Genomic DNA, 22,959 nt, shown 5'->3' with positions numbered 1-22,959 from the left:
GTGCGAGGGCTGGCTGCGCCGGCCCTCGCGATTACCCGATAGATAACGGATCTCACCCATGTTCCCGATCCAGTTCATCGTGCGCCTTGCCGCATCCGGCCTGCTGGCGCTCAGCCTTTCCGTCACGGCAGTGACCGCCCAGACGGACCCGCTGCCATCCTGGAACGACGGCGCGGCCAAGCAGGCGATTCTCGACTTCGTCACCCGCACCACCGCCGAAGGCAGCGCGGATTTCGTGCCGCCCGAAGATCGTATTGCCGCCTTCGACCAGGACGGCACGCTCTGGGTCGAGCATCCGATCTACACCGAATTCCGGTTCGTCATCGACCGGGCGCCGGATCTGGTGAAGGCCCATCCGGAACTGGCTGACAAACCCGCCTTCGCGGCGATTCTCTCGAAGGACGAGAAGCGAATTGCAGCGCTCGACGCGCGCGAACTTTTCGAGGCGCTCGTTGTAACCCTGAGCGGGATGACGCCCGACGCGCTCGGCGAGGAGATCAATGCCTGGCTGAAAACGGCGCGCGATCCGCGCTGGCGCCGACCCTACATCGACCTGACCTACCTGCCGATGCAGGAGGTTCTGACCTTCCTGCGGGCCAATGGCTACAAGACCTTTATCGCTACGGGGGGCAGTGTCGGCGTCGTTGCCCCCTACAGCCGGGAATTCTATGGAATCCCGCCTGAACAGGTCTCTGGCAGCGCACAGGACCTGAAGTTCGAAATTGTGGACGGCAAGCCGGTCCTGATCCGCGAAGCGAAGCTGTCGCTCGATAATATTGAAGCCGGGAAGATCGAGAACTTCCGCATGGTCTATGGTCGCACTCCCTACGCCCAGTTCGGCAATTCCTCGTCGGACGACCAGCAGGCGCTTCAATACGTCAAGAACAGCCCCGGACTGCGGCTCTCGGTGGCGATCCTGCATGACGATGCTGCGCGCGAATATGCCTATGGCCCGGCCCAGGGCCTGCCCGACAGCCCGGTCGGCACCTTCTCGCAGGAGATGTACGACCTGGGTCAGAAAGAGGGATGGATCATCGTCAGCATGAAAAACGACTGGAAGCGGATTTTCGCTTTCGAGGATTGAGAGACGAGCAAGCAAGATCAAGCTGCATCAGGCCTCCAAACTGACCGCCGCTGGAGCATTTTGCGTCTCCTTTTGGGGCCTGCGAATCAACGAAATCGAGCCGTTTTCCAAATGAGCGAAGCCACTTCTTACTGCCCATGTGACAAAATGCTTCCGGCGTTTTACTAAAACTATGCTGTAATACGAATGTAATTCAACTTTGCGAACGGTTCGAAGCCAGGTCTGAACAACGGCGAAAAGGAGGAAGATCCCGTGAAACACCTCAAATACATCATTCCAGTAACCCTTGTATTGTCGGCATGGGCATCGGCTGGACTTACCGCACAACCCTATGGCGATGTTTCGGACATCACCGACCTCAACGGCGTTCCGGCCGAGCAGGCGGAAAAGGAGCTTGGTGAAAGAGGATATCGGCGTGAATTCTTTGAAGGGGTGACCTCGAACTGGTGGAATGAAGAGACCAAGACCTGCGCACAGATAACAATGACGGGTGGAAGCGTTTCAGACGTCGAATCCGTACCGCTTACGACCTGCGGACGGTAAGTCGACAGCAGTTGGCGCCCTGCCACAATCAGCCGACTGGTGTTGCCCGCTTGTCAGGTCCATCAGTGACGGACCCGGGTCGCCACCGACCGGGTGAGACAACTTCGTACAATTGTTCTTTGGATTCGGACGCCGCGAAAACGAGGCCGCGACGGGCGGTAGAGATAAATATGAAAAAACGGGAGACAAGTGATGCCGCTTCACTCGAAGGACAAGGAAATCCTCTACACGGGGAAACAACAGGTCGACCATCTTTTTGATGATCTTTTCGCGGCGGCGGGCGGTGTCGCGCTGCCGAAGTACCGTTTTCCGGAGCAGCAGCACAATCCGCAACGCGTCGCCGGTCTGGTGCGCGATGAACTGATGCTCGACGGCAATTCACGCCAGAACCTGGCGACGTTCTGCCAGACATGGGCCGAAGAGGAAGTCTTCGATCTCATGCGCGTGTGTACCGACAAGAACATGATCGACAAGGATGAATATCCCCAGACCGCGGAGATCGAGCGGCGGTGCGTCCATATGCTCGCGGATCTGTGGAATGCGCCGGAAGCGGCCGAGACGATCGGATGTTCGACAACGGGCTCGTCGGAAGCCGCGATGCTCGGCGGGCTCGCCGCCAAGTGGCGCTGGCGCAAGAAGCGGGAAGCGGAAGGCAAGCCGGCCGACAAGCCGAACATGGTCTGCGGTCCCGTCCAGATCTGCTGGCACAAATTCGCCCGCTATTTCGATGTCGAGATCCGCGAAGTGCCGCTCGAGGGCGACAGGCTGATGATGGATCCCGAGACCATGCTCGAGCGGGTCGACGAGAACACTATTTTCGTCGTGCCGACCATGGGCGTCACCTTCACCTGCGGTTATGAGCCGGTGAAGGCGATCAGCGATGCTCTCGACACATTGCAGCAAAAGACGGGTCTCGACGTGCCGATCCATGTCGATGCTGCCTCCGGTGGATTTCTGGCGCCCTTCTGCGCGCCCGAAATCGAATGGGACTTCCGCCTGCCGCGGGTGCGCTCGATCAATGCGTCGGGGCACAAGTTCGGCCTTTCGCCGCTGGGTGTGGGATGGGTGGTCTGGCATGATTCCAGCGACCTACCGGAGGAACTGATCTTCGACGTCAACTATCTGGGCGGCGACATGCCGACCTTTGCTCTCAATTTTTCGCGTCCGGCGGGCCAGATCGTTGTCCAATATTACAATTTCTTGCGGCTCGGCCGCGAGGGCTACACACGGGTTCACACTGCCTGTTACGATACCGCCCGTTATCTGGCCGACGAGATCGGGAAAATGGGTCCCTTCAAAATCATCGTCGACGGCGACATGAAGGCTGGAATCCCGGCGGTCTCGTGGTCGCTTGATGCGGATCCGGAAACCGTCGGCTATACGCTCTATGATCTTGCCGACCGGTTGCGCAATTACGGATGGCAGGTGCCGGCTTATTCCATGCCCGCAAACCGCCAGGACCTGGTGGTACAGCGTATCCTGGTGCGCCACAGCATCAGCCGCGATCTCGCCTCGCTGCTTGTTGACGACATGCATCGCGCCCTGGAGCATCTCGCCGCGCATCCCGTCAGCAGTGCGCTGACCGAAGACGAAGCTGGCGGCTTCCACCACTGAGCCAGCTATGCGCTCTTCCCGGAAAACCGGCGAGCTACAGGTAAATTGAGCGAACAGTACGGCATCGCCGACCCTTCAACTGCCGGACACGGTCCCGGGCCTTTCTTGACATGGATCGAGTCCCATGCGGGTGAAAGGCACGAGCTGCAAACCTCCAGGCGTCTACGGAAGCGCCTGAGGCCGCTCCACATTCCTGCTGCAACGCGTTCACCGCTCGACGCATGCGGTCACGTTCACCACGACTGGTCCAGAATATGGGCGCCGGAAAGGCTTGGCTGGTGGATCGCCGCACTGTTCATGATCGGTTCAGCGCTGTTCGCGTTGGGAGGCTTTTGCGCCGCCTGGCCGAACATGTCGGCGCTCCGCTGGATCGCACCATCGGCAATCAATCCGATTTTTTTCGTTGGATCGCTGTTTTTTACAACGGCTGCCTACCTGCAGTTCTACGAGGTGCTGAACGGCGACATCACCGCGAAAAGGTCGCCGCGCCGGTTCGTCGGCTGGCGCCCGCGCAACCTTGGCTATCTCGCCGCTCTTGTCCAACTGATCGGAACGCTTCTGTTCAATCGCAGTACCGGCGATGCGCTGCTACCCGGGCTCGAATGGCGAGAGCAGAATCTGCTCGTCTGGAGACCAGACATTATCGGCAGCATCTGCTTTCTGGCGGCGAGCCAACTGGCGATAATGGAATACGCTCATAGCTGGTTCGCCTTCAGACCCGGCCAATTGCCGTGGTGGATTGTCGCCGCCAACATGCTCGGATCGATCCTGTTCATGGTCTCCGCGATCGCGAGTTTCGTCGTACCCGCTGGCAACCTGCTGGCACCGTTCCTGGCCAATACCGGGACCGTAGGAGGCGCAATGTGTTTCCTGCTGGGCGCCTATCTGCTGATTCCGGAACAGGCAGAGTCCGAAGGGTAGATAGAGGCACGCAATCCTGACGACGCGGCTTGATTTTGCTAGAGCGCTTCAATCCATTCTTAACCAAATTGCGCAATACACTTGCAGAACACAAATGGAACATATAGTGTATGTTCTGTATTTGTTTCGCCGATTCGGAGGATTGGGCATGTTGACGCGCAAGCAGCACGAACTGCTTCTTTTCATTCACGAACGGATGAAGGAATCCGGCATACCGCCGTCATTTGATGAAATGAAGGACGCGCTTGATCTCGCGTCGAAATCGGGCATCCACCGCCTGATAACGGCGCTCGAGGAACGCGGCTTTATTCGCCGCCTGCCCAATCGCGCCAGAGCGCTGGAGGTCATCAGGCTTCCGGAAATGGCGGCGCAGGGATTGCATCCGCGCAAGGGCTTCTCTCCGAGCGTTATCGAAGGCAGTCTTGGCAAGACGCAGCCGAAGCCGGTGCGGGAAGCGCCGAAGGAGGCGGCGAATTCCTCCGTCAGCGTGCCTGTCATGGGCCGCATCGCAGCCGGCGTGCCGATATCCGCCATTCAGAACAACACACACAATATCAACGTTCCGCCGGAAATGCTCGGCAATGGCGAGCACTATGCGCTCGAGGTCAAGGGCGACTCGATGATCGAGGCCGGCATCTTCGACGGCGACACGGTGGTGATCAAGAATGCGTCGACGGCCAATCCCGGCGAGATCGTCGTCGCCCTCGTCGACGACGAGGAAGCCACGCTCAAGCGCTTTCGGCGCAAGGGCGCGTCCATTGCGCTGGAAGCCGCCAATCCGGCTTATGAGACGCGGATTTTCGGACCGGACCAGGTCAAGATCCAGGGCAAGCTCGTCGGGCTTATCCGCACCTACAATTAGGAAAAAGCGAGCAGTTTCGCCTGCTCGCGTCCTCCTCAAATAATCGACCCGACCGTCTTTGTCTTTTCGACTGTCTCAATCCATTCGCGGGCAGGGTTTGATGTCTCGACAATTCCGCCCCCGACATAGAGGCTGATTTCCTGCCCGAGAATTTGCGCGGTGCGCAGGTTTACGTAGAGCTTTGTCGAGCCGTCCCAGTCCACCGGTCCGAGATATCCGGTGTAGTACCCGCGATCATAGCCCTCAAACCGCTTCAGGAATTCAATTGCAGGCGGCTTCGGCATGCCGCAAACAGCTGATGTGGGGTGCAGGCTGCGCAGCAGACCCGCCAGTCGATCGGCGTCAAGGCCGTCCGCGCTTCTGCGGAAAATCGTTCTGAGATGCACCAGATTGGCCGCCGAAACCGTGCGCGGTCCGATCTCTTCGAAATCGTCGATGCCCTGTTCCAGGAATGCGCGCCGAATATAGTTGCTGACGAGCGCCTGTTCCTCGATCAGACCGTCCGGCCAACCGATGTTTCTCAGATCCGGGTCTGGCCCGACCCACTGCGTGCCCGCAAGCGCCATAGTGTCAACGCCGTCCGGCGTGGACGAAAGCAAGATCTCCGGCGTTCCTACGAGCCAGCTACCGGTTTCAGGCAAGTGAACGAGCGCAACGAATGCGGACGGCAGCTTGGCGGCGAGCCGTTCTGCCATATCGAGCAGATCATATTCCGGCGGCAGCGCGCGATTTTCCACGCGCGACGTGACGAGCTTGCGCATGCGTCCCGCCTTGATCTGCTGAACGCAGCGTTCAACCAGTAACTCATAGGTCTGGCGATCGGTCGCAAGCGGCCCCTCGACTTTGGACCGCGACTGGACGGGAACGTCCATCCGATCGTCGGAAAGCTCCAGCAAACTCTTCTGATGGTCGGAAACGGGATCGTCGCCGTAGGCGGCTCCGTTCCAGAATTTCACGCCGTCCTTATCCAGCCGGACATCGCCCTCGATTGCGTCCGCAAAGTTGGCGTCTTCGACATCGACGCGGTTGATTGCGAAGAACGGCCGTTTGTGCGTTTTCGCGAACACCGGCCGTTTCGTCATACCATTGCAACTGACGAGCGCCTCCCAGTGCACCGTATCCGGCCTGCGCCACAGGGCGAAAGGCAAGTCGGTGTCCGCAGCAGCCGATAGCAGGCTCCTGGCTCCTCCCGGTATCTTCATTCCGATTATCTCCGTTTGACGGGAGGAAACTTGCTTGAAGACCGGCCAGTCGCCAGCACAAAATCAACGAGTCGGCATAGCGTAAAGCTATGTTACAAACTCCAGACCGATTTCCCGCGCCGCCTCGGTCAGGCTTTCCCGGATGGTTTCGATGACCCGCCGTGCGCCATGGTCCTTGTGATGATGCAGGAGAACAGGAAGCCGCGGCCCATCAGCGAAGGGAATGGGCTTGATGTCGGGATCCTTGACGCCGGTCGCCGTCAATTCGTCGACAATCGCGATGCCGAAATCCTCGTACATCAGAGATATGGCGCTCTCCGCAAAACGGGTCTCGATGGTGATATTCGGCTTGATGTCGCGTTCCTCGAACATGTCCTTCACCCAGCGACCGTGCGGCGTGTTGGGGTGAAAGAAAATCAGGCGTTCGTCGGCAAGCTGGTCGATGTACACGCTTTCATTGTTCGCCATCGGATGGTCGCGCGGCACCATGCAGGCCATCGATATCTCGGCGATTTTCTGGGACACGATCATGGCGTCGTTCACCGGATAGATGGTGACGACGCAATCGCCTTCGGCAAGCCAGAGATAGTCCTTGATCTGGGTCAGCGACAAGGTGTCCATGCGCAACTTGGCGCCTGGATTGCGGCGCGCAAGCTTGGCCAGCGCCTTTGGACCGAGAGCCTGTGAGACGCTTGGCGAGACGCCCATGCGCAACGTGACGGACTGACCGGACGCAATTTCGAAGACAGTGCTCGACAGCTGCTCCAGGCCGGTCATGGAAGGCTGGACGATCTCGAAAATCTGACGGGCTGTGCGCGTCGGCGTGAGACGGCCGGCGTTGCGATGGAAGAGCCGAACGCCAAGCACGTCCTCGAGCCGCTTGATGGTGTTGCTCACCGTCGGCTGCGCGATGTTGAGCTGTTGCGAAGCGGCGCTGATGGAACCGCTCACCATGACGGATCGGAATACTTCCAGTTGACGAAATGAAAGCATGGCTACACATGTCTGCACTCAGGGAGCCGGCACAGTTATCATGGTTGTACCAGGTCAGCAATTTAATAGATCTTTCCATTCAGAGGCGCAGATTGAACAACACTCACGAAAATCATGCGGATGACCGAATCGTCGCAGCCATGCTGACGGGCAAGGCCCGGATTGTGGCGATGATCGGTTCGCCGATCGCCCACGCAAAGTCGCCGGCCATATTCAACAGGTGGTTCGCAGATCACAATATGGCTGCTTTGATGACGCCCATGGACATACCTGCAGATGATCTCGGCGCCTTCTTCCGATTCCTGCGCGGCTGGACCAACTGCAACGGCGCCGTGGTGACGGCGCCGCACAAGCAGGCCTGCCTTGAACTGGTCGACAGCGCCACGCAAAGAGCCGCATTGCTGCAAGCCGTCAACGTCGTGACGCGAAACGCGGACGGAAGCCTGATCGGGGACAATGTCGATGGAGACGGGTTCGTTCGGGCAATGCAGTCGAAGGGTCATGACCCGGCCTCCGGCCCCGCTTTGATTTTTGGCTGCGGAGGGGCTGGAGCCGCGATCGCCCTCGCGTTGTCGAACGCAAAGGCAAGGAGATTGCAGCTTTACGACACCGATAACAATCGCATGCGGCGACTGGCGTCACTCCTTGCAGACAACACCGGGGCGTCGATATCCTGCGGCGAGCCAGACGCGCTCGAATCCTATGATCTGATTGTCAACGCGACCACCGTCGGACTTCTCGACGACGCACAAATTTGCCCTCTCGAGACGATATCGCCGGGCGCCGTCATTGCGGATATCGTTTCCTCAGGTAGTTTGACCGCCTGGTTGCGGGCAGCCCGTGCACGCGGCAATCCAGTCATGACCGGCGAAGACATGGCCCAGGGTCAGTTCGCACTTCTGGCTTCCCGAACGGGCTTCGACATGCAATTGTGATGGATTAAGCTGCCCATAGCTTGAGGCTATTGCTTTGACAGCAGACTTGCCTACCAAATAACAACGGCGTCAACCAAAGTCCCGCCACGGCTCCCGGCACAGACCGTGGGCTTTCCTGAGGAGGATATGATGAAAAGATTTCTTGAAATTTCCGCGCTCCTGCGGCGCGCCACTCTTGCAGTCACTGTTGCTGCGGCCACGATCGTTTCCACCAGTTACGCGCTGGCGGACGACAAGGTCGTTGTGGGCGCCTTGCGCTTCACGTCCCACTCGGCAGGCTTCATCGCCTACGAGAAAGGCTACTTCAAGGACGAAGGGCTCGATGTCGAGTTCAAGTTCTTTCAGGCGGCCCAGCCAATCGCCGTCGCCGTTGCGGCGGGAGACGCCGACTTCGGCATCGCCGGCCTGACCGGCGGTCTGATGAACCTTGCCGAGAAAGGATCGGTCAAGGTTGTCGCCGGCGTTCTTCATGAAAAGAAGGGCATCGACGGCATGATGATTCTTGCCTCTAACGACGCCTATGAGAATGGCTTGGATTCAGTCGAAAAGCTGAAGGGCCACTCTGTCGCAATGACGCAGGTCGGTTCTACCTTCCATTATATGTCGGCCCGTATCGCCGAGAAATCCGGTTTCTCGATCGATGAACTGAAACTCGTGCCCCTGCAGAAGGTCGGCTCGATGATCGGCGCGCTGAAGAGCGGACAGGTCGACTCCATGATCATGGTGCCGCATATCGCCAAGCCGCTTGTTGAAAATGGCGACGCCAAGATGCTTGGCTGGCTTTACGACTATGCGGAATACCAGATTTCGGCTCTCTTTACGTCAACGAAGAACACCGAAGAGCGCCGCGACATGGTCGAGCGGTTCGTCAAGGCTTATGCAAGAGGCATTGCGGATTTCAATCGCGTGATGCTGGCCGAGGACGCCGACCCGCAGGAACTGGAAGACATGACGAAGATGATTCACAAATATGTCTACCAGGATCGTCCATATGAAAAGGCTGCGCCCTCTATCCAGAATGGCGCCATGAACCTGAACGACAATGCATCGCTGGACCTGACTGACGCTGAAAAGCAGATGAAATGGTTCCAGGACGCAGGTCTGGTTTCACCGTCGCTGACAATCGAGATGTTGGTCGATCCAAGCTTCGTCGAAACCTACTGACCAGCCTGACAGGGAGCTTGCCGGCCCGTGGACCTCGAAATCAGGAATCTAAGCCACAAATACAACGATCTCGAAGTGCTGAAATCGATCAGTCTGGAGATTCGCAGTGGCCAAATCGTCTGTATCGTGGGTCCATCCGGGTGCGGCAAGTCCACACTTCTGAGAATGATCGGCGGCCTTGAACAGCCGACTTCCGGAGGCGTCTACCAGATCGGAGAGCCTCCGGCCGACAGTCTCAACCCTCTGACCTATATCTTCCAGGATTTCGCGCTGCTGCCCTGGCGCACCGCATGGGGCAATATCTCGCTGGTCCTCGAAGAACACAATCTTGGCGCGGAAGCGGTTCGCGAACGCATTGAAAATGTGCTCGAACGCACCCGCCTGACGGAATTTGCAAACGCCTATCCGCGTCAGCTTTCAGGCGGCATGAAGCAGCGTGTGGCGATCGCCCGCGCCCTGGCGGTGAACCCGGCGGTTCTGCTGATGGACGAACCGCTTTCGGCGCTCGACAGCCAGACACGTGAATTGCTGATGGACGATTTCGTCGCGCTCTGGCAGCGCGAAGCCTTCACCGCCTGCTATGTAACGCACAATCTGGCCGAGGCTGTTGCGCTCGGCCACAAGATCATCGTGCTGTCGCGTCGTCCCGGCGTTATCAGGAATGTCGTCGAAATACCGGTTCCAATCGGCGAGAGACAGCATGGCAGTCCCGAATTGATCGAGATCCAGGACCAGTTGTGGGAAATGATGCGCGAAGAAGCGCTTTCAGCGGACAGGGAGTTGGCGGATGTCTGATCTTGCGCAACGCCGCGATGATGTCGTGACGCCCACCCAGGATGACGAAACCCGGAAAGTCCGCTATCGCGGCGGCGGCTTCTCGCCGAAACCACGCGCGTTTATCGCGCCGATCGTTTTCCTCGTCCTCGTTGTCATCTGGGAAATCGGAAGCCATTTCGGCTTGATTCCGCCGATTGTATTGCCGTCGCCGTCGGAAGTGCTGCAAGCGCTGAAGGATCTCGTCCAGAGCGGCCTGCTGTGGAAGCATCTCAGCGCTTCTCTCTACCGGCTCATCATCGGCTTTACCTGCGGCACCATTCTGGGTCTCGCCGCCGGCGCGCTGATCGGGCTCTGGTCCTATCCGCGCGCGGCTTTGCGGCCGCTTGTCGCGGCCATCTTCCCGATACCGAAGATCGCGCTGCTTCCGCTGTTCATCATCTGGTTCGGCATTGGCGAAGGATCAAAGGTCGCGACAATCCTGTTCGGATCCTTTTTTCCGACGGTCATCGCCACCTATGGCGGGATCGACGCCGTCGACCGGTCGCTGATCAACATGGGGCAAAGCTTCAACCTGTCGCGATGGTCTATCATTCGCAAGATCATCTTCCCGAGCGCCCTGCCCGCCATTCTCAACGGCATGCGCATTTCGGCCTCCATTTCGATCATTCTGCTGGTGGCGGCAGAAATGATCGGCGCGGAATATGGCATAGGCGCCTACGTGCTGCTCGCAGGCAACCTGATGTCCACCGATCAGCTTATCGCAGGCGTCATCCTGCTTTCGATCCTCGGGTTGGTTGTCAGCTACCTGATTTCGCTTGCCGAACAGTATTTCCTGCGCTGGCGTAAATAGGAGTATTATCGATTGTCTTCCGACGAAAGCTGGCAACCCGACTATGACGTGGTTGTCGCCGGCGGCGGAGCCGCTGGCGTTGGCGCGGCTATCGGGGCGGCCCTCACGGGCGCCAAGGTGTGTCTCGTGGAGAAGTACGGCTTCCTCGGAGGCGCCGCGACCAATGCGCAAGTGCTCGCCTATTGCGGCTTCTTTCAGCAGGCCCCTGAACCTATCCAGGCGGTCGCAGGCGCTGGCGAACTGGTGCTTGAGGAATTGCGCCGACATGGGCTCGACGCGAAACCCTACCGGTCTCCGACCACCGGCAACTGGATCATCCTTCTCGATCCGGAAGTGCTGAAACTGTCGCTCGACCGCATTTGCGCCGAGCATGGCATCGACGTTCTGCTCCACACCCGCGTCGCCTCGGTTTCCCGCACCGGGCGCCACCTGGAATCGGTCATGCTCGCCGGGATGGACGGACGCAGGCGCGTTATCGCAAACGCGTTCGTGGACGCGAGCGGCGACGCCAATCTTGCGCTGCTTGCCGGCGTCGAGTGCCAGACCGGCGACGATAACGGCCATCTTCAGGCCGTCACCATGCCGCTGAGAATCGGCGGGCTGGCGCCTGGAACACGGATCGACCGGCAGGTCATCATCGCGACGACGGAAAAATACAACGAGACGACCGATCTGAAGATCAATCGCAGCGACGGCGGCATATATACGCGCGTACCAGGATCGGATGATTTCTGGTGGCTGACCGTGGACCTGCCGATCGAGGATCTGAGCTCCAGTTCCTTCACACGCGCCGAGCAACAGGGCCGCGTCATGGCGCACGGGCTCGTCAAGGCTCTTCGCGATCACGTCACCGGCTTCGAGGACGCCTATCTGGCGCAGACCGGGCCGCAGATCGGCATTCGCGAAAGCCGCCATCCCAAGGCGCGCTATCGCATGACGTTCGATGACGTTGTCAGCGGTCGCACATGCGACTTTCCGATTGCGCGCGCCGCCTGGCCGATCGAACTGCATGGCGAGGCCGGCAAGCCTATTTACCACTCTGTCGGCGGCGCCGGCTATTGCCACGTGCCGCTTGACGCGATTACGGCCGATGGCCTCGACAATCTATGGTACGCCGGACGCACCATCGGCGCCGACGGCAGAGCCTATGGCTCGATCCGGGTCATGGGCACGGCGTTCGCCACCGGTGAAGCCGCCGGCACCGCTGCGGCTCTGAGCGCATCTTCGGCAAAACCCGCCACTGCGCAGGCCGTAAACAAGGCGCTGGCCGAACGCGGCGCTCTACTATGACACGCGAAGAGTTCGACCGGTTCTGCGCGACGCTTCCCGCAGTGACTCGCGTCGAACAATGGGGCGGCGCATCCGTCTGGAAAATCGGCGGCAAGATATTCGCTATATGCTCGAACTGGGGCCCGGATACGCAAGACGGCGTCAGCTTCAAATGCAGCGATTTCTCTTATACGCTTCTGTGCGAAGTGGACAGCGTCGTTCCAGCGCCATATCTCGCGCGCGCCAAGTGGGTTCAGATTCGCGACCCGAACGCCCTCGCCAATGACGAGATCGAAGACTATATCCAGGCCGCATACAGCATTGTTGCAGCCAAGCTCACAAGAGCGCAACGCAAGGCCCTCGGGATCGAGAGCAAATAACTTCTATCGCTTGAGCAGACGATCCAGACCATAAACGGCTATCCCTGCTAGCAGGCCCCAGAAGGCCGCGCCGATGCCGAAAAGGCTCATGCCGGACGCCGTCACCACGAAGGTGATGACCGCCGCGAAACGGTCGCCGTGACTGTCCAGACTGTTTCCGAGCGCCCCGACCAGCGGCCCAAGCAGGGCGATGCCGGCGATCGTCGCGACAAGCTCAGGCGGGAAGCTGGCGAACAAGGCCACTACCGATGCGCCAATCAACGTCAACATCCCATAAGCTGCAGCGTAGACCGGACCGGTGAGCCATCTCTTGTCCTTGTCCGGATGCGCATCCTCGCCGGTGCAGATCGAAGCCGTGATTGCGGCGAGGTTTGTTGTGTGCGCGCCAATCAGCGCGGTTACGAGCGACCCAAATCCCGTTACGGCAAGGATTGAACGCGTCGGCGCATCGTAGCCTGCGGAGCGCAACACTGCGAATCCCGGCAGATTCTGCGAGGCCATCGTGACCAGATAGAGAGGCAATCCGAGACCAATGAGGATTGAGGCCTTGAATTCCGGCACAATGATCTCGAATGTCGAAAGACGAAGGTCTTCCAGAGGCTTGGCCATGCCGAGCGCATAGACCAGCGCCACCCCAAGCGCCAGCACCGCCAGCACAGCCCAGGAGGGCGAGAATATTCGCGCCACAATGAACAGGATGACCATCGGCAGCACCAGCTGCGGAATGGCGTTCAGGTGCATGAAGACAGCGACCACAAAGCCAAAAAGAACACCGGCAAGCATGGCGGACGCGACGGCCTGCGGAATTTTGGAGATTATCGCGTTGATCGGCCGGAAAGCCGCGGTCGCGAGGATCAGCACAGCGGCGAGGATGAATGCGCCGGCGGCTTCCGGCATGGTGATTCCGGTGGTCGTCGCAATCATGGCGGCGCCGGGCGTCGACCAGGCGGCGACGATCGGGATGCGGAACCGGATGCTGAGAACTGCGGTGGAAAACATCGTCGCAACGCAGACGCCGGCGATCCATGAGGCTGTCTGCGCTTCCGTTGCGCCCACGGCCTGCGCCGCCGCGATGATAATCGCGACAGAGCTACCAAACCCCACCAACACCGCGACGAGCGCCGAAATGATTACCGATGAACGCATGCAAACCGCCTTTCCTGAACGCTCGCCTTGATGGAGCGTGTTGCGGCGGAAGTCAAAGCCTGCGTTGCGCAAAGCAGTTTCCGTACCTTTGGTGCAGTTATTTTATGGGCTTGATTGGGGCGTTCGGTGCGAATTCTCACAGAGGATTGTTTTCAAACAGGAAATACAGCCTCGGAAAACCGTACTGTAATCGCACTGCACGTGTGGAAGGTCACCGGCTATATCACTTCCACGAAACAAGGAGCCAAATCATGTTGAATGCAAAATACAGAAACAGCCTGCCGCAAATGAACGGCAAGACCATGCTGACGGATGGAGGCCTGGAGACGACATTGATCTTTCTCGAAGGAATGGATCTTCCCCATTTCGCCTCCTTCGATGTGCTGAAGACCGATGAAGGTCGCGCGGCGACAAAGAATTACTATCGTCCCTACGCCGAACTGGCGCGGGCGCAGAAGATGGGTTTCGTTCTTGAATCCGCGACCTGGCGGGCAAGTCCTGACTGGGGCAAGCTTCTGGGATATTCCACCGCGCAACTGGAGCAGGCCAATCGGGCCAGCGTGACGCTGCTTGAAGAAATTCGCGATGCGTTCGAGACCGCCGAGTCCCCGTTCGTCATCAGTGGCAATCTCGGCCCGCGCGGCGACGGATACAGCCCTACCGCAATGATGTCCGTTGAAGAAGCCTGTGACTACCACTCCTGGCAAATCGGACTGTTTGCCGACGCCGGCGTCGATGTCATCTCGGCCGTGACAATGAACTATGTCGAGGAAGCCCTCGGAATAGCGCATGCCGCAAAAAAGGCGGACATGCCTGTCATTCTGGCTTATACCGTTGAGACCGACGGAAAGTTGCCGACCGGCCAGTCGCTTGGAGACGCGATTGAACAGACCGACAGGGAGACCGGAAACTACCCGGCCTATTACATGATCAACTGCGCTCATCCGACCCATTTCAGAGATGTGGTGGACAATCGAGAAGGCTGGCTGTCCCGCATCGGCGGCCTTAGGGCTAACGCCTCCAAAATGAGCCATGCGGAACTGGACAACGCCGAGGAACTCGACGCCGGCGACCCGCATGAGCTTGGCCGGGAGTACCACGAGCTCATGCATATGCTGCCCAATCTCATGGTGCTCGGCGGATGCTGTGGCACGGATATCCGCCATGTAGCGGCAATCCACGACGCCTGTAACGGGCACAGAAAGGCCGCCTGATGGCTGATTCAGCGCATCAAAAGCACACTGATCAGATATTCCCGACAAGGCCAGCGACGCCGGATGACGCCGATCATCTGGCTCGCCTGATCAACTACGCCGGCGAAGGCATGCCTTATCATGTATGGCAAAAGAGCGCGGAGGCCGGCATGGACCCCTGGGAGGTCGGCCGCATTCGGGCCCGGCGCATCGAGGGCGCATTCACTTACAGGAATGCAGTGATCGCTGAAGTTGAGGGAGATGTCGCGGCGTGCCTGGTCACCTACCCGCTTCCGGACAAGCCGGAGCCAATCGACTACGATACGATGCCGGCGATGTTCGTTCCGCTGCAGGAACTTGAAAACCTTGCTCCGGACACGCAGTACGTCAACGTGCTGGCGACCCATCCGGAGTTTCGCGGGATGGGGTGCGGAACACATCTCCTGGCTGAAGCCGAGCGAATGGCCGATGGACGCCCGATGAGCATCATCGTTTCAGATGGTAATACCAACGCGCGACGCCTTTACGAGAAGACCGGCTACGTCGAAACCGACGCCCGACCGATCGTCAAGGAAGACGGCTGGGACTGCGAAGGCGAAAACTGGGTGCTGCTCGTGAAACGAGATCCCAGGTAAAGCAAGACTGCCCCGCCTTCGAAAAGAAGGCGGGACTGGATTTTTCGGATTTGCTACTTCGCGAAGTTCGCGGCTATGCGTTGCTGGAGGTAATCGTGCGCCGTGATCGGCGCGTAGTGCTTTTCCGGCCCCTCGATGATCGCATCCTTGTTGGCCTGACAGAAGAAGGCCATGGAATAGCGCGATCCGCGCGACTCCTCCGGCTTCGGCATCCGCACCCGATGCAGGGTCGATTGCAGCTTGTCGTCGCTCCAGCGCATCAGCATGTCGCCGATATTGCAGGTGACAACGCCTGGCAGCGGCGGGACATCCGTCCAGGCGAGCTCGCTGGATTCCTTGCCCGGACAGAGCTGCAGGCCGCCCTGCCCCGGCCGCTGGTGCAACAGCGTCAGGCAGTCGAAATCCGTATGAGCGCCGGCGCGCCAGAATGACGTGAAGTCCTCCGGTTTGGCGTTGACCAGTTCGAGATAGTGCAGCAGGCGCAGCGTGCTTTGGTATTCCGGCGACTCGGGATCGTGGCGCTCGGTGAAGAAGTCTTCAACAAAGCCGAGCTTTAGAGCAAAGCAGGACAAAACCCGCATGCCGAGTTCCCAGTTGGCCCTTTCAAAGGCGAGCATAGTCGTCTTGAAGCCGGCCAGTTCTGCTTCGCTTGGCCACAGCTCGGCCATGCGCGGCAGCGTGATCTGGTAGGACTCCTTCTGGTCCGCAGTGCCGGTCGACGGGCGGACCTGCGCCTTGTATTCCCAGCCGGCGTTTGTGCCGGACAACAGCGGAAAGCGCGCCTTGACCTCTTCCGGAAGCGAAAAGAAGGCTTCCGAAGCCTCGAAGGCGTCGTCGATCATGTCCTGGGGAATGCCGTGATTGATGAGCTGGAAAAATCCGATGTCGGTCGACGCCGACCAGAGCGCATCGGCGATTTCGGCCTTTCTGGCGTCGAAATCCGACAGATCGATGCGGGGAATGTCGCGCATTTTTTCCGAGCCTGCGCCGCCGAACGTCGTTTCCTTGTTCAGCTCGTCGAGGCTGTAGTTCTTTTCGGATACAGTTGTGTTCATTTTATTCTCCAATACGGGTAACCCCGTGTTTCCTATGGAGCAATGACCACGTCGTTTGACGTTGACTGCTTCTACTCCGTTGCCATTGACAGTCGTTGCCGGCCTTTTGGCCTTTTTCGGTCTCCTTTCGTCAGTTGTTATCCTTCGGCAGGCTCCAGGGGAAAAACTGTTTCTGGATCGCCGAGATGATCTGGAACAAAAGCAGAGAAATCAGCACCAGAAGGAACAGTCCGGCCCATGCCTGCGGTATCTTGAAATAGGATGTCGAGAACTGGATGAAATACCCGATGCCCTTTTCCGCCGCGACGAACTCCGCCACCACGGCGCCGATGATCGACAGTGTAATGGAGATTTTCAAACCGGAGAAGATGTAGGGAATCGCATAGGGAATGCGGATCTGGCTCAGCTCACGCGAGACCGGCGCGCGAAGGCTGCGCGACAGTTCGATAAGCTCCGGCGGCGTCGCCATCAGCCCGGTCGTCATGGAAACGACAAGCGGAAAGAAGGTGATCAGAAAGGTGATCACGATGCGCGGCGCGTCGCCCGATCCGAGCACGACGATGATGATGGGCGCGACGGCGACGACCGGCGTCGACTGGATCACGACCAGAAGCGGATAAAGACAGTCCGACACGACCTTGGACCGCGACAGCACGATCGCCAGCGGCAGGGCGATGACGATCGCCGTGATATAGCCGTAAAGCGCGACCCGAAGCGTCGCCCATATGTGCTCGATCCAGCGGGAAAACTCGACGGCGTCGAATCCGGTGAGGATTCGCGTCGGGGCCGGCAGCAGGAACGACGGGATCTCGAACACGATCGTCGATAGCTCCCATATGACGAGGATAGCGGCGAAGGTCGCAATCGGCCTCAAGATGGGCAGTGCGAGGATCGCTTTCATCGGGTTTCCTGCTGGCTTCTTCTCAGGCTGCGCGCTTGAGGAGGAGGCTGCGGAGCTGGGCTGCGAATTCATGCATTTCCTTGCGCGTGCTGGTTTCGACGCTACGTGGTCGCGGAAGCGGCACTTCGAAATCCGCGATGAAATGTCCGGGACGCTCGCTCATCACCAACACCCGGTCGGCCAGCAGCGCCGCTTCCGAAATCGAATGGGTGATGAACATCACGGTTTTGGGCTGCGCCTGCCAGATATCGAGGAGTTCGAATCCCATCTCCTCGCGGGTCAACGCATCGAGCGCCGAAAACGGTTCGTCCATGAGCAGGATATCGGGATTGAGCAGCATGGCGCGCGCAATGCCGACGCGCTGTTGCATGCCGCCGGAAAGCTCGGAAGGCAGACGCTTCTCGAAGCCTTCGAGGCCGACCTTGCGCAACAGTTCTCGCGCGGTCTCCCGGTGTTCGGGCCTGACGCGCCCCGTCTTGTGGCGGATCGGAAAGACGACATTGTCCTCGACATTGGCCCAGGGCAGTAGCGTCGGTTTCTGGAAGACGATCCCGACGTCATCGCGCGGCCCGTCCACTTCCTTGCCGAAAACCCGGACTGATCCCGAGGTCGGCGCAATCAGTCCTGACGTCAGGCGCAACAGGGTCGACTTGCCACAGCCGGAGGGTCCGAGAACCGCCACGAATTCGTGGCGGCTCACTTTCATGCTGACGCCCCTGAGGGCCTCCAGCTGGCCCGAGGCCGTATCGAATACCTGCCCTACATCGTCGAATTCGAGGGCAGGTATTTCAGGCAATGTCACTCTCAGCTCTCCGGCATGTAGCTGCGGTCAACAATGGACTCCGGATCAAGCGCGCCCGGCTCCAGACCCTGAGACGCCGAAACGCGTTCCCAGGTCGCCTGAAGACGGCCAGGCTCGAACACGCCAAATCCGTCCGTGTCCGTCACGTCGTTGAAGACCAGCACGAAAGCGTCGTTGATGCCGCCGGCGACATCTGCGGCCGACATTTCCGGGATCATGGCGGTCACAGCTTTGGCCGCTTCTTCCGGATTATCGCGGGTGAATTCGATGGACTTCTTGTAGGCCTTGAGGAAGCGCTTCGCCACGTCCGGACGTTCAGTCAGGAACTTGTCGGATGCAAGGACGCTTGCCTCATAGAGATCGAGACCGGCGGCCGACCACGGCAGCACGACCAGTTCTTTACCGGCCTCCTTGGCCTGGTTGGTGAAAACGGTCACGTTGGTGAGCCAAGCGATGACGGAGTCGGCGCTGCCGGTCATCAGCATCGGACCAAGCGCGGCCGGATCGGCCTTGGTGAGCGTAATGTCGCCTTCCGTCAATCCCACATCGTCCAGCACCAGCGGCAGGAACACGTTCGAGGACGTGAAGGGAGACGTCGCGACCTTCTTGCCCTTGACGTCGGCGACTTCTGCAATGCCGGAGTCCTTGGTGGCGAAGAAAGCGTGCGGTCCCTTGTTGAAATAGGACATGACGGCCGTCACCGGCACATCTTCGTTGGCCTTGGCGGCCATGAGGGCGCTGATGCCGGCCGTGCCGATGTCCGAGGTTCCGGTCGCCATCTTGGTGATGGCCTCGGTCGATCCCTTGCCGGGTTCGATGGAGACTTCGATGCCTTCCTCTTCGCAGAACCCGTTCTGGATGCAAACATAGATCGGAGCCTTGTCGCCGCCGGGCAACCAGTCGAGCTGGTAAACGACCTTGTCAGCCGCGCCGGCGTAGGAGACTTGCAGCACTGCCGCCAAGGCTGCTCCGGTTAAAAGTTTCATTGAGTGTTTCAGCATGGAACTACCTTTCGTGACTGCTGGCGTTTCGTCATCGCCAAAGCACCGGGCAGACGCTGAAAGCGCCTGCCCGGCAGTCTTGGGAGAGTTTTACTTGTGAAATAGAAGACGGCATTGGACACCTGTTCCGCAATGTTAATGCCGAGCAATGTCCCGGACTGCCGTTAATCCTGACCGCTTCTACTCAACATTGGCGATGCAGGTTCCATGCCAATTCGCGATCGAGCCATAAAATCGGATTTATTGGGTTGAAAGGCGGCTGGAAACGCCGCAGCCGTCATCATGCTGCACAAATTTTATGCGAAACCAGTTGAAGCCGCACAACGGCGACTGACACATTGCGCGTCAGGAATTGCTCCCGATGGGACGCTAGCGCTTTTGCTCAACCGCCTTCCAGGCGCAAACGACGCCCAGCAGGCAGACAATGACAACATAGATGCTCAGGCCCGACCAGCCGTAGGCCTCGATGACAAATCCGGCGATCGGCGGGCCGATCACCGTGCCAACGCCTCCGGTCTGCGCAATCGCGCCCATTGCGATGGAGGCCGATTGACCATCGCGGACAATCGCCGGAAGCGTCGCAAAGACGGCCGACCCCACGACGCCGCTTGCAAGAGAAAACAGGATTGCGCCGGCGAGTTTTACCGAAGGCGCATCGAGCAGAAATATCGCCGCCGTCCCCAGGGCGAGCGCGACGAGAGCGAACATCGTAAGGCTGGCCGTATGGCTGCGCAGACGGCCAACGACAAGAAAGCCTGTCCCGATATTGCCCACGGGGACGAAGAGTGCGATTGCAGCCGCCGAGAGCGCCAGCCTGTCGTCAAGCAAGCCGATATAGGTTGGCAGGAAGGTGAACAGGGGCAAGGACGCTATGACGTAAAACCCGAATGCGCCGGCCAACCAGTAGGCTCGCGCAGGCAGCCTGCCTCTGGCTTTCGTCGTTTCGGCTGCAGGCGCGATTGGCTGCGCGCGCGGCAGCGTCGACAACAGAACACCGGAAAGCACGCCGAACAGACCGTAGCCAAGCGCCATGCTGAGATAGAAACCGGACAGTCCAAACCCGGGAAGCACGGCCGCAGCCTGATAGTTCGCCAGCGCATACCCGATTGGAACGAAGCCGCCCCAAATAGCCAGTGCCGGCGCCTTCAACCGTTCAGGCGCGATGTCGTTCAGAACCGCCGGCGCGGCTATCACCACCAGCACATAGCCGATCGCCTCAATGCCGCGCGCGAAGAGCGCCAGGAACTGGTCCGTGGTTGGCCACAGGAACAACGCGCCGACAAACAAGAGCAGCGCGCCGGCGTTCAGAGACAGACGGACGCCGAAATAACGAATTGCAAAGGCGACCGGAAGCGCGGCGACTGCCACGAACAGGCCGATCAGCGATGTGAGCCATCCCAGATAGGTCAGCGAATAGCCATGCTGCTCCCGCAGCAGCAGCACCACCGGCGCGATCTTGCCCAACTGCCCGCCGGCGTAGAAACCCGCCAGCAGAATTAAGATGACGGTTAACGTGCGTCTCAGATCCATTTCGCATTCAAATCCCGAACAGATTCATTGCACTAGCCGCATTGTCATGCTGCTGCAATCGCCGCGGCCGGCATAAATTATGCGTCGTCGGAGCCCATCAGGCGAGACGCAGCGGCGACGCGCGTATTTGCAGTTGAAACGGATCGTCGACTACGGTTCAATTGCGGACAGGCTTCAATCGCAGTTGCATCGGCATGACACCTCTTGTTCTCGGCTTTCTGTCAGCGTTTTTCTTAACCGCCCCGCCTGGCGACGCCGAAAGCCGGTTTTGGCTCGCGGAGTCGCCCTCCAGCCGCGAGATCGACCGCATGGAGCGCGAGCGTGGCGACGAAGCTTATCAGATCGGACCAAAGACCCCGTATGAATTCGCCCGCCGCGGCAAATATCGTCTGGATCGCGGCCAGTACCGCCAGGCGATCGAGGACTTCAACAAGGCGTTAGAGGACAATGAACGCTATTTCTTTGTTCTCTACCATCGCGGCCTGGCGCATTACTCCCTGGAGGAATATCAGAAGGCGATAGCCGACTTTACGCTGGCGGCCGCGATCGATCCGCATGACGCCGACGTTTATTTCCGGCGTGGAGAAGCCCGTTTCTTCGCCGAAGATTATCGCAAGGCCATTCCTGATTATGACGAAGCCATTCGCCTCTACCCGAAATTCGCCGCCGCCTATGACAGTCGCGGCTGGGCGCATCACGAGCTCGGCGATGACATGCTGGCCATGATCGATCTCAAGAAGGCGTCCGAGATCGAGCCGGACGTATCCTACTACAAGGAAAGCTTCGCCGATCTGATGTTTGGCATGGATCGCTTCGACGAAGCCGCGAAGTCATACAAGCAAGCCATTGATATGGAGCCGGAAAATCATTCCTGCCTGGCGAAACTCGGCGACGCCTATGGCGAAATCGACGAGTACCGTCTCGCCATTACGGCTTATGACCGGGCGATTGGCCTGGAACCCGTCGCCTCCTACCACAACAATCGCGGCGTAACCTATGAACGCAGCGGTCTGCAGGATTTGGCGGCGATGGATTACGACGCGGCCATTCGGATCGATCCGCATTACGCAACCGCCTATTTCAATCGCGGCCTTCTCTACAAGGACGCCGGCGATTTGGAGAAGGCCGTCGAGCATTTCAGCAGGACCGTCCAGAACGACGAAAACTACCACGAGGCGTTTTTCTACCGCGCTGAATTGCTGGACAGCGCGGGAGACGTGCGCGCCGCGCTTTCAGATATAGACAAGGCGCTCGCGCTCGATGAGAAACAATCCCGCTACTACTTCAGACGCGCCTTCATTCACGCCGAACTGGGCGACGACGAAGCCGCCCTCGCGGACTACAACACGGCGCTCAGGCTCGAACCTGCCTTGTCGAGCGCGATGTTCAATCGCGGATATATCCACTATCGCGCCGGCCGCTATGCGCTGGCGTTCGCGGATTTCGCCAAAGGCGCCCTGTTGCAGCCGGAAGATCCTGACTATCTCGTTGCGCAGGGCAATGTTCTCCACGCCCAGGCGCGCTACGAAAAGGCCATCGAATACTATACTTCGGCGATTGCCGTCAGGGATGACTACGTCGAGTCCTACCTGGAGCGCGCCAGCGCCTATCACGATACGGGCGACTACGATCATGCCCGGAGCGATATCGAAAAGGTGCTGGAACTCGATCCGACTGTTTCCGGCGCCTACTACGTTCTCGGCCTTGTCGAGTTTGACACCCAGAATGTGCGGCAAGCGCTCGAAACCTTCGACAAAGCCATCTCTCTGGGCGAGAACACCGCCCACGTCTATTTCATGCGGGGCTGGTCCTATCGGATCGAGAAATCCGACCGGGAGGCGATCAGAGACCTCACGCAGGCGATCGCCCTCGCGCCCGATTTCCAACTTGCCTACACCTATCGCGGAAACGCCTATTTCGACGGCCAGGAATTCGCCCTGGCGATAGACGATTACAATCGCGCCCTGGAACTGGAGCCTGACGATTACCAGACCATTCTGAGCCGGGCGGCGGCCTACGAAAAGATCGGCAGGATGGAAAAGGCGCAGTCAGACTATCTCCGCGCAGGTGAGTTGTTGCTTGAAGACAAGTAATGAATTCCG

General features: G+C 59.2%; 22 protein-coding genes. 14 read left to right on the top strand and 8 right to left on the bottom strand.

Annotation, left to right across the window (positions count from 1 at the left end):
- Nucleotides 1-58 precede the first annotated feature (58 nt).
- The 5 genes from K1W69_RS06705 (at nucleotide 59) to lexA (ending at nucleotide 5,024) form a co-directional block, all read left to right on the top strand.
- Entirely contained in the window at nucleotides 59-1,084 is a 1,026-nt protein-coding gene (locus tag K1W69_RS06705; protein ID WP_220227519.1) for an HAD family hydrolase, read from the top strand.
- Nucleotides 1,085-1,336: 252 nt separating this feature from the next.
- Nucleotides 1,337-1,627 carry a hypothetical protein gene (locus tag K1W69_RS06700; protein ID WP_220227518.1) on the top strand — a complete coding sequence of 97 codons (291 nt, stop codon included), beginning with the start codon at nucleotides 1,337-1,339 and terminating at the stop codon, nucleotides 1,625-1,627.
- Nucleotides 1,628-1,819: 192 nt separating this feature from the next.
- A complete protein-coding gene (gene gad, locus K1W69_RS06695) occupies nucleotides 1,820-3,241 on the top strand; it encodes a glutamate decarboxylase (RefSeq protein WP_220227517.1) in 1,422 nt (473 codons plus the stop codon).
- A gap of 45 nt (nucleotides 3,242-3,286) precedes the next feature.
- Nucleotides 3,287-4,162: a hypothetical protein gene (locus K1W69_RS06690; RefSeq protein WP_220227516.1), complete on the top strand. Its 876-nt coding sequence runs from the start codon at nucleotides 3,287-3,289 to the stop codon at nucleotides 4,160-4,162.
- Between the two features lie 148 nt (nucleotides 4,163-4,310).
- The gene (gene lexA / locus K1W69_RS06685) at nucleotides 4,311-5,024 is read left to right on the top strand and encodes a transcriptional repressor LexA (RefSeq protein ID WP_220227515.1); all 714 of its coding nucleotides are present in this window, start codon (nucleotides 4,311-4,313) and stop codon (nucleotides 5,022-5,024) included.
- 35 nt (nucleotides 5,025-5,059) lie between these two features.
- On the opposite strand, the gene K1W69_RS06680 is transcribed toward lexA, so the two are convergent.
- Together K1W69_RS06680 and K1W69_RS06675 are read right to left on the bottom strand one after the other, a co-directional pair.
- Nucleotides 5,060-6,226, bottom strand: coding sequence for a chorismate-binding protein (locus K1W69_RS06680; RefSeq protein WP_220227514.1), 1,167 nt, complete (start codon nucleotides 6,224-6,226; stop codon nucleotides 5,060-5,062).
- Between the two features lie 87 nt (nucleotides 6,227-6,313).
- A complete protein-coding gene (locus tag K1W69_RS06675) occupies nucleotides 6,314-7,219 on the bottom strand; it encodes a LysR family transcriptional regulator (RefSeq protein ID WP_220227513.1) in 906 nt (301 codons plus the stop codon).
- Nucleotides 7,220-7,311: 92 nt separating this feature from the next.
- On the opposite strand from K1W69_RS06675, the gene K1W69_RS06670 reads away from it, so the two are divergent.
- From K1W69_RS06670 to K1W69_RS06645, 6 genes are all read left to right on the top strand, one after another.
- Nucleotides 7,312-8,154 carry a shikimate dehydrogenase family protein gene (locus K1W69_RS06670; RefSeq protein WP_220227512.1) on the top strand — a complete coding sequence of 281 codons (843 nt, stop codon included), beginning with the start codon at nucleotides 7,312-7,314 and terminating at the stop codon, nucleotides 8,152-8,154.
- A 129-nt stretch (nucleotides 8,155-8,283) separates the two neighbouring features.
- Complete coding sequence (locus K1W69_RS06665) at nucleotides 8,284-9,318, top strand: ABC transporter substrate-binding protein (protein ID WP_220227511.1); 1,035 nt, start codon at nucleotides 8,284-8,286, stop codon at nucleotides 9,316-9,318.
- 27 nt (nucleotides 9,319-9,345) lie between these two features.
- Nucleotides 9,346-10,113: an ABC transporter ATP-binding protein gene (locus K1W69_RS06660; RefSeq protein ID WP_220227510.1), complete on the top strand. Its 768-nt coding sequence runs from the start codon at nucleotides 9,346-9,348 to the stop codon at nucleotides 10,111-10,113.
- Nucleotides 10,106-10,945, top strand: coding sequence for an ABC transporter permease (locus tag K1W69_RS06655; RefSeq protein ID WP_220227509.1), 840 nt, complete (start codon nucleotides 10,106-10,108; stop codon nucleotides 10,943-10,945). Before K1W69_RS06660 ends, K1W69_RS06655 begins: the two co-directional genes overlap by 8 nt.
- A 12-nt stretch (nucleotides 10,946-10,957) precedes the next feature.
- Nucleotides 10,958-12,235 carry an FAD-dependent oxidoreductase gene (locus K1W69_RS06650; protein ID WP_220227508.1) on the top strand — a complete coding sequence of 426 codons (1,278 nt, stop codon included), beginning with the start codon at nucleotides 10,958-10,960 and terminating at the stop codon, nucleotides 12,233-12,235.
- A complete protein-coding gene (locus K1W69_RS06645) occupies nucleotides 12,232-12,594 on the top strand; it encodes an MmcQ/YjbR family DNA-binding protein (protein WP_220227507.1) in 363 nt (120 codons plus the stop codon). Before K1W69_RS06650 ends, K1W69_RS06645 begins: the two co-directional genes overlap by 4 nt.
- A 3-nt stretch (nucleotides 12,595-12,597) precedes the next feature.
- On the opposite strand, the gene K1W69_RS06640 is transcribed toward K1W69_RS06645, so the two are convergent.
- On the bottom strand, nucleotides 12,598-13,740 hold the full coding sequence (locus K1W69_RS06640) for a benzoate/H(+) symporter BenE family transporter (RefSeq protein ID WP_220227506.1): 1,143 nt from the start codon (nucleotides 13,738-13,740) through the stop codon (nucleotides 12,598-12,600).
- 251 nt (nucleotides 13,741-13,991) lie between these two features.
- Here K1W69_RS06640 and K1W69_RS06635 point away from each other — a divergent pair, with 251 nt between their 5' ends.
- Nucleotides 13,992-14,954, top strand: a complete 963-nt coding sequence (locus K1W69_RS06635; RefSeq protein ID WP_220227505.1) for a homocysteine S-methyltransferase family protein — start codon at nucleotides 13,992-13,994, stop codon at nucleotides 14,952-14,954.
- On the top strand, nucleotides 14,954-15,568 hold the full coding sequence (locus tag K1W69_RS06630) for a GNAT family N-acetyltransferase (protein WP_220227504.1): 615 nt from the start codon (nucleotides 14,954-14,956) through the stop codon (nucleotides 15,566-15,568). The genes K1W69_RS06635 and K1W69_RS06630 overlap by 1 nt, the downstream gene beginning before the upstream one ends.
- 53 nt (nucleotides 15,569-15,621) lie before the next feature.
- Here the strand turns inward: K1W69_RS06630 and K1W69_RS06625 are convergent, their stop codons facing one another.
- From K1W69_RS06625 to K1W69_RS06605, 5 genes are all read right to left on the bottom strand, one after another.
- Entirely contained in the window at nucleotides 15,622-16,623 is a 1,002-nt protein-coding gene (locus tag K1W69_RS06625; protein ID WP_220227503.1) for an isopenicillin N synthase family dioxygenase, read from the bottom strand.
- A 130-nt stretch (nucleotides 16,624-16,753) separates the two neighbouring features.
- Nucleotides 16,754-17,524, bottom strand: a complete 771-nt coding sequence (locus K1W69_RS06620) for an ABC transporter permease (protein WP_258570821.1) — start codon at nucleotides 17,522-17,524, stop codon at nucleotides 16,754-16,756.
- Nucleotides 17,525-17,546: 22 nt separating this feature from the next.
- Nucleotides 17,547-18,326, bottom strand: coding sequence for an ABC transporter ATP-binding protein (locus tag K1W69_RS06615; RefSeq protein ID WP_370688195.1), 780 nt, complete (start codon nucleotides 18,324-18,326; stop codon nucleotides 17,547-17,549).
- Nucleotides 18,327-18,328: 2 nt separating this feature from the next.
- On the bottom strand, nucleotides 18,329-19,312 hold the full coding sequence (locus K1W69_RS06610) for an ABC transporter substrate-binding protein (protein ID WP_220227501.1): 984 nt from the start codon (nucleotides 19,310-19,312) through the stop codon (nucleotides 18,329-18,331).
- A gap of 384 nt (nucleotides 19,313-19,696) precedes the next feature.
- Nucleotides 19,697-20,857: an MFS transporter gene (locus K1W69_RS06605; protein WP_220227500.1), complete on the bottom strand. Its 1,161-nt coding sequence runs from the start codon at nucleotides 20,855-20,857 to the stop codon at nucleotides 19,697-19,699.
- Nucleotides 20,858-21,051: 194 nt separating this feature from the next.
- Here K1W69_RS06605 and K1W69_RS06600 point away from each other — a divergent pair, with 194 nt between their 5' ends.
- Nucleotides 21,052-22,950: a tetratricopeptide repeat protein gene (locus K1W69_RS06600; RefSeq protein WP_220227499.1), complete on the top strand. Its 1,899-nt coding sequence runs from the start codon at nucleotides 21,052-21,054 to the stop codon at nucleotides 22,948-22,950.
- Nucleotides 22,951-22,959 lie beyond the last annotated feature (9 nt).

Origin of the sequence: Flavimaribacter sediminis (assembly GCF_019492055.1) — a bacterium.
GTDB lineage: Bacteria > Pseudomonadota > Alphaproteobacteria > Rhizobiales > Rhizobiaceae > Flavimaribacter > Flavimaribacter sediminis.
Note: the sequence above shows the minus strand (reverse complement) of the source record. Positions and strands in the feature narration are given on the sequence as shown.